Source organism: Tessaracoccus zhenghani (assembly GCF_054552775.1).
Map to the genome: position 1 here is coordinate 2357286 of NZ_CM137275.1, position 9296 is coordinate 2366581.

General features: G+C 70.3%; 11 protein-coding genes and 1 riboswitch. Of the genes, 3 read left to right on the forward strand and 8 right to left on the reverse strand.

What is annotated here, in order from left to right; genetic code table 11:
• Nucleotides 1-68: 68 nt before the first annotated feature.
• The 4 genes from ACX1DX_RS11160 to ACX1DX_RS11175 all read right to left on the reverse strand — a co-directional run bounded on the left by ACX1DX_RS11160 (nt 69) and on the right by ACX1DX_RS11175 (nt 3847).
• Nucleotides 69-1448: an L-serine ammonia-lyase gene (locus tag ACX1DX_RS11160; protein WP_459396663.1), complete on the reverse strand. Its 1380-nt coding sequence runs from the start codon at nt 1446-1448 to the stop codon at nt 69-71.
• 15 nt (nt 1449-1463) lie between these two features.
• Nucleotides 1464-2762, reverse strand: a complete 1299-nt coding sequence (locus tag ACX1DX_RS11165; protein ID WP_076063405.1) for an MFS transporter — start codon at nt 2760-2762, stop codon at nt 1464-1466.
• The gene (locus tag ACX1DX_RS11170) at nt 2755-3216 is read right to left on the reverse strand and encodes a MarR family winged helix-turn-helix transcriptional regulator (RefSeq protein ID WP_459396664.1); all 462 of its coding nucleotides are present in this window, start codon (nt 3214-3216) and stop codon (nt 2755-2757) included. Before ACX1DX_RS11170 ends, ACX1DX_RS11165 begins: the two co-directional genes overlap by 8 nt.
• Nucleotides 3217-3370: 154 nt before the next feature.
• Nucleotides 3371-3847 (reverse strand): cupin domain-containing protein, encoded by a 477-nt coding sequence (locus tag ACX1DX_RS11175; protein WP_076063400.1) that lies wholly within the window; start codon nt 3845-3847, stop codon nt 3371-3373.
• A 125-nt stretch (nt 3848-3972) separates the two neighbouring features.
• Between ACX1DX_RS11175 and ACX1DX_RS11180 the strand changes: the two genes are divergently transcribed.
• Nucleotides 3973-4866, forward strand: a complete 894-nt coding sequence (locus ACX1DX_RS11180; RefSeq protein ID WP_459396665.1) for an oxygenase MpaB family protein — start codon at nt 3973-3975, stop codon at nt 4864-4866.
• A gap of 5 nt (nt 4867-4871) precedes the next feature.
• On the opposite strand, the gene ACX1DX_RS11185 is transcribed toward ACX1DX_RS11180, so the two are convergent.
• From ACX1DX_RS11185 to ACX1DX_RS11195, 3 genes are all read right to left on the reverse strand, one after another.
• Nucleotides 4872-5528 carry a thiamine phosphate synthase gene (locus ACX1DX_RS11185; RefSeq protein WP_459396666.1) on the reverse strand — a complete coding sequence of 219 codons (657 nt, stop codon included), beginning with the start codon at nt 5526-5528 and terminating at the stop codon, nt 4872-4874.
• Nucleotides 5525-6298, reverse strand: coding sequence for a hydroxyethylthiazole kinase (gene thiM, locus ACX1DX_RS11190; protein WP_459396667.1), 774 nt, complete (start codon nt 6296-6298; stop codon nt 5525-5527). The genes ACX1DX_RS11185 and thiM overlap by 4 nt, the downstream gene beginning before the upstream one ends.
• Nucleotides 6295-7635, reverse strand: a complete 1341-nt coding sequence (locus tag ACX1DX_RS11195) for an MFS transporter (RefSeq protein WP_459396668.1) — start codon at nt 7633-7635, stop codon at nt 6295-6297. The genes thiM and ACX1DX_RS11195 overlap by 4 nt, the downstream gene beginning before the upstream one ends.
• Nucleotides 7626-7735: riboswitch (TPP riboswitch) on the reverse strand. It overlaps the preceding gene by 10 nt.
• Before the next feature lie 89 nt (nt 7736-7824).
• On the opposite strand from ACX1DX_RS11195, the gene ACX1DX_RS11200 reads away from it, so the two are divergent.
• Entirely contained in the window at nt 7825-8154 is a 330-nt protein-coding gene (locus ACX1DX_RS11200; RefSeq protein WP_459396669.1) for a plasmid stabilization protein, read from the forward strand.
• Nucleotide 8155: 1 nt separating this feature from the next.
• Here ACX1DX_RS11200 and ACX1DX_RS11205 read toward each other — a convergent pair whose 3' ends face one another.
• A complete protein-coding gene (locus ACX1DX_RS11205; RefSeq protein ID WP_459396670.1) occupies nt 8156-8845 on the reverse strand; it encodes an SDR family NAD(P)-dependent oxidoreductase in 690 nt (229 codons plus the stop codon).
• A gap of 82 nt (nt 8846-8927) precedes the next feature.
• On the opposite strand from ACX1DX_RS11205, the gene hslR reads away from it, so the two are divergent.
• A complete protein-coding gene (gene hslR / locus ACX1DX_RS11210; protein WP_182762975.1) occupies nt 8928-9293 on the forward strand; it encodes an Hsp15 family ribosome-associated heat shock protein in 366 nt (121 codons plus the stop codon).
• Nucleotides 9294-9296 lie beyond the last annotated feature (3 nt).

Genomic DNA, 9296 nt, shown 5'->3' on the forward strand with positions numbered 1-9296 from the left:
AACTCTAGACCTGTGCAGCGGACGCTGAGCGGTGCGGGTCTCCGCTTGAGCGAATCGCTCAGCCCGCGTCAGCACTCGATGAAGGCGACCGCGAGGCCGCCCTCCGAGGTCTCCTTGTACTTGCTGAGCATGTCGCGCCCGGTATCGCGCATGGTGCGGATGGCCTGGTCGAGCGTCACGCGGTGCCGCCCGTCCCCGTTGAGCGCCAGCTGCGCCGCGTTGATGGCCTTGACCGACGCCATGGCGTTGCGTTCGATGCAGGGCACCTGCACCAGCCCGCCGATGGGGTCACAGGTCAGCCCGAGGTTGTGTTCGAGCCCGATCTCCGCTGCGTTCTCCACCTGGGCAGGCGAGCCGCCCATCACCTGGGCCAGGCCGGCGGCTGCCATCGCGCAAGCGGATCCAACCTCACCCTGGCACCCCACTTCGGCGCCGGAGATGGAGGCGTTCATCTTCAGCAGCACCCCGACGGCGGTGGCCGCCAGCAGGAAATCCACCACGTCCTCGTCCCGGGCGCCGGCCTGGAACTTCATGTAGTACTGCAGCACCGCGGGGATGATGCCGGCGGCGCCGTTCGTCGGTGCCGTCACGACGCAGCCGCCGGCCGCGTTCTCCTCGTTGACCGCCAGCGCGTAGAGGTTGACCCAGTCCATGGCTGAGAAGGTGCGGGTGATCAGGTTGGGGGCGTCGTCGCGGGAGACGAGGTGGCGGTACAGGTCCGGCGCCCGCCGCGGGACGCGCAGCCCGCCCGGGAGGAAGCCCTCCTGCAGCACGCCGCGCTCGATGCAGCCGCGCATGACGGACCAGATCTCCATCAGCGCGGCCCTGGTCTCCTCTTCCGGACGCCAGGCCAGTTCGTTGCGGGCCACCAACTCGGCGACATTCAGGTCGTGCAGCGAGCACAACGCCAGCAGCTCCTCCGAGGTGCTGAACGGGAACTCGACGGTGACGTCCGCCACCCCGGTCTCACCGGCCTCGGCCTGCGCCTCGTCGACGACGAACCCGCCGCCGATGGAGTAGAACGTGTTGGTCATCAGATCCGCACCGTCGTCGCCGAGGGCGGTGACCGTCAGGGCGTTCGGGTGCCAGGGTTTGGATTCGCGGTGGAACAGCAGATCGGTGGACCAGTCGAACGGCAGCCGGCGCTCCTTGAACATCAGTCCGTCGCCGTGCACCACGGCGTCCACGGCCGCCTTCATCTCGTCCGGATCAACCCGCTGGGGCTGGAATCCGAGCAGCCCGGCGACGACGGCGCGGTCCGTCCCGTGCCCCAGCCCCGTGGCCGCGAGCGAGCCGTAGAGGTCGACGCGGACCCTGGCCACGTCGTCGACCACGGGGCTGGCGAGGAGTTGGGTGCGGAAGAGCGCGCCGGCTCGCATGGGGCCCATCGTGTGGGACGACGAGGGACCCACCCCGATCTTGAACAGGTCAAGCGCGCTGATCGCCATGTACCGACGATACCCTCAGCGCGCGCCTCCGTAGGCGGGGCGGGACGGCAGGGTGGCGCGGATCCGGAGGGGACGACCCCGCTCGATGTGCAGCCGCAGCCCGTCGTGCACCATGAACCAGGCCAGCACCCCGATGACGGCCATGCCCGTGGCCAGGGAGGCCGCCAGCACCGACGCCCGGGGACCGAGCACCTCGCCGAGCCAGCCGATCAGCGGCGCACCCAGCGGGGTGCCGCCGGCGAAGATCGCGACGTAGACCGCCATGACGCGCCCGCGGTACTCAGGCGCGGTGGACAACTGGACCGCCGCGTTCGCCGTCGTCATCACCGTGAGGGCGAAGAAGCCCGAGGGGATCAGGAGCAGCGCGTAGACGGTGTAGTTGGGCGCGAACGTCAGGGCAAAGGTGCTCACCGCGAAGCCGGTCAGGGCCATCAGCACGGTGCGCAGCGACGGGTTCGCCCGCCGCGTGGCGCCGAGTGCCCCGGCGAGCGTGCCGATGGCCATGATCGTGCCGAGCAGGCCGAACTCGCGGGCTCCCGCGTGGAACACCTCTGTGGCCATGGTGGCGTTGAAGATCTGGAAGTTCATGCCGAACGTGCCCAGCATGAAGACCACCACCAGTAGCACGATGATGTCCGGCCGGCCGCCCAGGTACCGCAGGCCGTCCATGGCGGCGCCACGCGCCTTCACCATGGGCGCGGGGTGCAGTTCGTCTGCGCGCATCAACCCCAGCGAGGCGATGAAGGCGAAGAAGCTGAGCCCGTTGATCAGCAGCGTGGGACCCACGCCGACGGCGGCCACCAGGACGCCGGCCAGGCCGGGGCCGATGAGCCGCGCCCCGTTGAACGAGGTCGAGTTGAGCCCCACCGCATTGGGTAGCAGTGTGAGCGGCACCATCTCCGACACGAACGACTGCCGCGCGGGGTTGTCGAACGCGGTGATGGCACCGGTGATCAGCGCGAAGACGTAGACGTGCCAGAGCTGCACCGTGCCCGTCGCCACCAGGCCCCACAGGGCCAGCGCGGTGGCCGCGAGCGCCAGCTGTGAGATGACGAGCACCTTGCGCTTGTCGAAGCGGTCCACCACCGCCCCTGCGTAGGGGGCGAGCAGCGGAATGGCGAGGAACTGCAGCGCCGTGACGATGCCCAGCGCGGTGCTGGAGTTGTCCGTCAGCTCGGTCAGTACCAGCCAGTCCTGCCCGATGCGCTGGATCCAGGTGCCCAGGTTGCTGACCAGCGCCCCGACGAAGAAGAAGCGGTAGTTGCGCACCGCGAACGAGGCGAACGTGCGCCAGCGTGTGGTGATCTCAGGCATGCGACACCTCCAGAAGGAGGTCGGCGGCCTTCCTCAAGAGCGCCAGCTTGTCGTCGTCGAGGGAATCGATGTGGGTGAGCATCCAGAGGTCGCGGTGCGCGATCGTCTCCTGGACCACCTCGTCACCGGCCTTCGTCGAATGGATGAGCACCTGGCGCCCGTCGTGGGGGTGCGGCCGCTTCTCCACGAGGCCGCGCTCGCAGAGGGCGTTCAGCGTGCGGGTCATCGACGGCGTGCTGACGCGGTCGTCCTCTGCCAGCTGGGTGGGGGTCTGGGGGCCGACGCGATTGACGCGGGCCAACACCGAGAAGAGGTGGGGAGGCAGCTCGCTGGTGGACTCGAACCGGACACGGCGCGCGATGCGCTGGCAGGCGAGTCGGAGGTCGTTGGCGAGGGCGGGCTTATCGAGGGGCGCGGTCGCGGTGCCGGCCGAGGTGGAGGCGGTATTCGTCACGGGTTCCTTTCGTGGACCGGAAGTTACCCTAGCTCATTACCCCAGCTAATCAAAATATCGGGGATGGGGAGTCCACAGAATGAACGAACTGGCGGTCCCGCGCTCTTTTCGAGCGCGGAACCGCCAGCTGATGGTGCGGTGGAAGTGGCCGGCGTCAGGCCGACTTGTCCTCAGCATCCGGCGCGGGCTGGTGCGACCAGCTCGGCGGCTCGTCGCCGCCCGCCTCCTCGTCGGCCTCCGCTAAGGCGGCCGTCTCGTGGACGGTTCCCTGCGCATGGTGCGTGGGGGCGTAGACGACATAGAGCTGCAGGGGCTCCTGGCCCGTGTTCAGGACGTCGTGCCACGTGCCGGCGGGCACCTGGATGGACCAGCCGTCCTCGACCTCCTGCTCGAAGTCCAGGTTGTCCTTGGACGGGCCCATCACGCACTTGCCCTCACCCGCATCGATGCGCAGGAACTGGTCTGTCTCGGGGTGCATCTCCAGGCCGATGGATTCTCCCACCGGGATGGACATGAGGGTTACCTGGAAGTACTTCCCCGTCCAGGCGACCGTGCGGTAGTTGGTGTTTTCCCGCGTGGCGGTTTCGATGTCGAACGCGTTGGGCTGAGGCCCGTTGTCGGTGATCTTCATGATTTCCTCCTACCCGCACACATTAGCGGCGCCGGGTGACAGCCGGCGGCGGTGCGGGCGAAGACCACCCTTGGGGCTGGGGTCCACGCGCCCGTGCGCCGCCCGCAGCCACGTAGGCTGGAGAGATGAACCCGATCGCCAGCTTCCGGTCACTCCTGGGGCGCACCCTGCGTTCGCGGGTCGCGGGAGAAGACGCCGACGCCAAGGCCGCCCTCATCTGGGGCGCCGAGGGCGATCGGTGGCGCGGCCGCGACGACGTCATTTGGCACGTCAACGGCGACGCCGCGATGTACGCCGGCGGCATCAGGGCGCTGCTGCTGCAGGCGCTGCACCCGGCCGCCATGGCTGGGGTCGCCGGGCATTCCGGCTACCGCTCGGACCCGTGGGGTCGCCTCCAGCGCACCTCCGAGTTCATCGCGATGACCACTTACGGACCCATCCCGTCCGCCCAGGCGCTCATCGACCGGATCCGCACAGTGCACGAACGCGTCCGCGGCAAGACGGACGACGGCACGCCCTACCGGGCCTCGGACCCCCACCTGCTCGAGTGGGTCCACATCGCGGAGACACAGAGCTTCCTGGCCAGCTTCCAGCACTTCGGCGACCGGCGCCTCACCCAGCAGGAGACCGACGAATACGTCGCGCAGGCGGCCCCCGTCGGCGAGATGCTCGGCGCCGTCAGCCTGCCGCGAACGGAAGCTGAGTTGCTTGCCGCCATCGAGAAGTACCGGCCCGAGCTGCGCGCTTCTCCGCCCGCCCTCGACACCGTCGACTTCCTGCTCAAGAACCCGCCCGTGCCCTGGCCCGCCCGCCCCGGCTACTGGATGCTGGCAGCCGGTGCCATCTCGACCCTGCCCCCATGGGCGCGTCGCGAACTGCGGCTCCCCGCGGGCCGGTGGTTCGACGTGTTGTTCGGTCAGCCCCTCGGCCGCTTCTCGACGACGATCGTGCGCTGGGCGCTCACTCCCGAAGCCCGTCGCGACCGGTTGGGGGCGCCGCCCCGCGCTTCAGCCTCCTGAGCCCCCTAGGAGCGAGCGAAGCTAGCGAAGGGCGCGGCCAGGATCTCCCGGACCACGGCCGCCGGGTCGTCAGCACCCATCACTGCGCGCACCACGGCGACTCCCGCCACCCCCGCCTCGGCGAGTGCCCGCGCATCCGCCGCCTGCACATCGCCGATCGCGACGACTGGTAGCCGGGTCGCGGAGACCATCGCCGGGTAGCCCGCGAGACCCAGGGGCTCGCGCCCCGAGTCCTTCGTCGGGGTGCGCCTGAACGGCCCGCACCCGACGTAGTCGATCACCCCGGCGAGCTCGTCCGCAGCGCGCACGAGTTCCAGCGTGCCGGTCGTCAGGCCGATGACCGCCGCCGGCCCGAGCAGTTCACGCGCGGCCACCGCCGGCAGGTCGTCCTGCCCCAGGTGCACCCCCTGCACCCACTCAGGCGACTCCCTCAGCGCGGCCAGCGCCACGTCGACCCTGTCGTTGACCACCACCTTCGACGACGGGTTGGCCTCGTGCACCGCCCGCCCCACGTCGAGCGTCAGGCGCAGCAGCTCCCGCGCGGAGAGGTGCTTCTCCCGCACCTGGATCACGCCGGCGCCGGCCCCGGCCGCCGCGGCGGCCGTCGCCACCACGTCCGGTCCGTTCCCGGAGGTGATCACATAGCAACGAAGGTCGATCATTCTGCTGCCCTTTCATCCGCTGCCGACGCGTCCAGGGTGGCGAGCGCGTCCACCAGCGCCACCTTGAACGACCCCGGCCCCGAAGCGACGGCCGCCGCGTCCTCGGCGGCCAGACACAGCCAGGCCGTCGCCGCGTGGGCCGCGTCGAACGGGTCAGCCACCGCGGCGCACGCCGCGATGAGCGCGCCCAGCGTGCAGCCGGTTCCGGTGACCCGGGTCAACAGCGCGTGCCCGGCGGTGACGCCGATCCTGCGCTCACCGTCGGTGATGAGGTCGCGCGCTCCCGACACCGCGACGACGGCGTGGGAGGCCCGAGCCAACAGGGTCGCCGCTTGCGCAGCCTGCTCAGGCGTGTGCGCGGTGTCGGCGCCCCGCCCCGTCACCCCGGTGCCCGCGATGTTCAGGATCTCCGAGGCGTTGCCGCGGACCACGGCCGGCGCCTCGGACAGCAACCGGCGGGCCAGCGGCGTGCGGACCGGCGCGATCCCCACCGCCGTCGGGTCCAATACCCAGGGAGTGCCCAGCGAGTGGGCCCTGGCGACGGTGGCGGGGATGCCCGCCATACCGTCGGAGGAGAGGGTGCCGAGGTTGATCAGCAGCGCGTCGGCCACCTCCACCATCGACGGCGCCTCCTCCGACGTCTCGGTCATCATGGGCCGCGCGCCCGCGGCGAGCAGGGCGTCGGCGACGAAGTTCATCGACACCGCCGCACTCAGGCAGTGCACCAGCGGCGCCCGTTCGCGCACGGCCGTGATGACGTCGGCGATCATGCGGCCACCTGACGGGAGGCGACAGCCTCGAGGTCGTCTGTGAGTTCCCGCGGCCGCAGGGCCGGGCCCACCGCACCGCACACCGCGACGAGAGCGCCGCCCAACACCATGAGGCCCACGACGGCGGCGTCGCGCCCGAACCAGCCCTCCAGCGTGGGCAGGTAGAAGGGGTACAGGGCCGGGATGACGATGGACAGGCTGTAGGCCGTGCCGTAACCCGTGGCCCGCACGGCAGTGGGGAAGCGCTCCGACAGGTACGCGCCCACTGGGCCGTAGGCAGTGACGGTCAGCACCTGCAGGGCGACGGCGCACACGGCGATCAGCCACACGGCCGGGCCGCTCATGATCGCCAGCCACAACAGCGGCGCCGACACCGCCGCGAGCACTCCCCAGATGACGAAGAACCGCCGACGGCCCAGCACGGTGGAAAGGTGCCCCGTGACACCCATCACGATGGCCTGACCGACGGCGGCGCACCCCATCACCAGGCTCACGCTCGTGGGCGCCAGCCCCACGTCGGTGCCCAGCCGGGGCGTCAGCATGATCACGGTGGTGTTGGTCAGGAACCACAAACCGCTCATCAGGCCGAACATCTGCCAGAACGCCGGTGCGTAGGCGCCGGTCAGCACTTCCAGCAGCCCGAGCCTGCGCCCCGTGGCGCGGCTGCGGTGGAACACCGGCGCGTCCGTGACGTGTCGCCCGTAGTAGATCAGCATCCCCACCGACGCCAGACCGCCCGCCGCGAAGGAGGCCCGCCAGCCCCAGGCCGCGTAGTCCTCGGCCCCGAGCGCCACCAGCAGGATGCCCGTGGCGAACGCGATGGTGGCCTGCGCCCACGGCGCCATCGACATGATCAGGCCGGAGAACAGGCCGCGGCGCCTCGGCTTCGACCACTCCATCGCGAGCGGGATCGCCGCTGAGTACTCCCCGGCGATGAAGATGCCGCCGAGGAAGCGCAGCGCGATGACGATCATGATCGCCGCGCCTCCGATCGACTCGTGTGTGGGGACGGCCGCGATGCCGAACGTGCACGCCGCGGTGCCGGCGATGGCGACCTTCGTCGTCGTGGTGCGGCCGAGGTGGTCGGCGATCTGGCCGAAGACCATGCCCCCGATGGGGCGGCCGAGCAGCATCGCCATCACGACGATGGCGCCGGTGGTGGCCGCGGCATGCGGCCCCGCGAGCACGGTCAGGGCCGGGGCCAGCGCGACGAGTGGCAGGAAGATGTGCAGTTGGTCGACGTAGTTGCCCAGGACGCCGCCGCGGAGCGCAGCCTTTCCCTCGGGAGGCAGCGTCCGCGGGGGCGCGGTGGTGGGCATTGCAAGGGTGTGTGACATGGTTCACTTCCTTCGCCGGCATGACCCGGACAGGTTCGGACGGTCCGGGCCGCATCAGCCCCATCTCAGCCCTCTGCCGAGGGCACCCGCGTGGATGGCAGCACCCTAGCCCACCGTCGGTCCGCGCTAAAGGGGGTAGCCGGACGTGGAACGCCGCCGTAGCGTTGGTGGACCGAGCAGGAGGTGGGGATGAGCCCCAAGGCATGGAGCGCCAAGCGCGAACGGCAGTACGAGCACATCAAGGAGGGCCTCGAGGAGCGCGGCGAGGACGAGGACACGGCTGAGGAGATCGCCGCCCGCACAGTGAACAAGGAGCGCGCTCGGGCAGGCGAGGCGAAGGAATCCAGCAGGTTGTCCCGCGAGGACATCTCGTCAGGCCGACGCGGTGGCCTCCGCTCCCACAATGGGCCGGGTGGCCGTACCCGGGACCAGCTCTATGAAGAGGCCAAGCGCAAGAACGTCGAGGGCCGCTCGAAGATGAACAAGGCGGAGCTGGAGAAGGCAGTCGACAAGAAGTGAATCAGCCGGCGTCGCGGACGTCCGCGATGACCTTCTCGCCGAAGTCTGCGCGGTTGAGCAGCGTGATGATCCTGCGGGCCGCCTCGTCTGGCGATGACAGACGACCCTCGTCCTTCAGTGCCTGGAACTGGTCTCGCGCCGGGAAGTCCGTGCCGCGGATGGCTTCCTGCATCTGGGTGTCCACCACCCCCGGGGCGATGGAGGCCACGCGCACGCCCTCGAGGTTCTCCTCGGCGAGCGCCACGGCGTGCATGTCGACGGCGGCCTTGCCCGCGCAGTAGGTGCTCCACGTGGTGTGGGGGCGGCGCGCCGCCCCGCTGCTGATGTGCACCACGCGCAGAGGCGCCCCAGCGGTGCGCAGCCTCACCACGGCGTCGGTCAGGATGATGGGAGCGGTCACGTTGACGTTGACCGACCGCTCGATCTCCGCCGGGTCCAGCGTGCCCACGAAGCCGATGGGCGACACCGCCCCCGCGTTGTTGATCAGGATGATGTCCGAGGCGCCCGCCAGGAACTCCGCGAGTGCGCCGGATTCCAGCCACGCGGCCAGTTCCGACGCCGACCCCAGGTCCACCTGGGCGCCGGCAGAGCGCGACACGCCGAGGACGGCCCAGCCGTCGGCCTCCAACTGCGAGGCGAGCGCGGCACCGAGGCCCTTGCTGTGGCCGGTGACGATGGCTTTTCTGGTCATGGGGTTCCTTTCTGGCAGGTCTCTCGTCGCCACCGTACCGGGCCTCCCCGAGGCCCATTGACCGGGCGATTAGGATCAGCGCATGACCCGACTGGATGCCTGGCTGTGGGCGGTGCGCGTGTACAAGACCCGCTCGCTCGCAACCTCGGCCGTGCGCGGCGGGCACGTGAGGGTGAACGACCTGCTGCCCAAGGCGTCGCAGCATGTGGTGGCGGGCCAGGTCATCCGGGTGCGTAAGGACCAGGACGAGAAGATCCTCGAGGTGGTGGACCCCGGTCTGGCCAAGCGGGTCAGCGCGCCGCTGGCGCAGGCCGCCTACATCGACCGGACGCCCGAGAAGCCGCCACCCATCCCGGAGATGGTGGGCCGCGTGGCGGTGCGCGACCGCGGAGCCGGCCGCCCGACCAAGCGTGAACGCCGGGCGATCGAGCAGCTCCGCGGCCACTAGAGT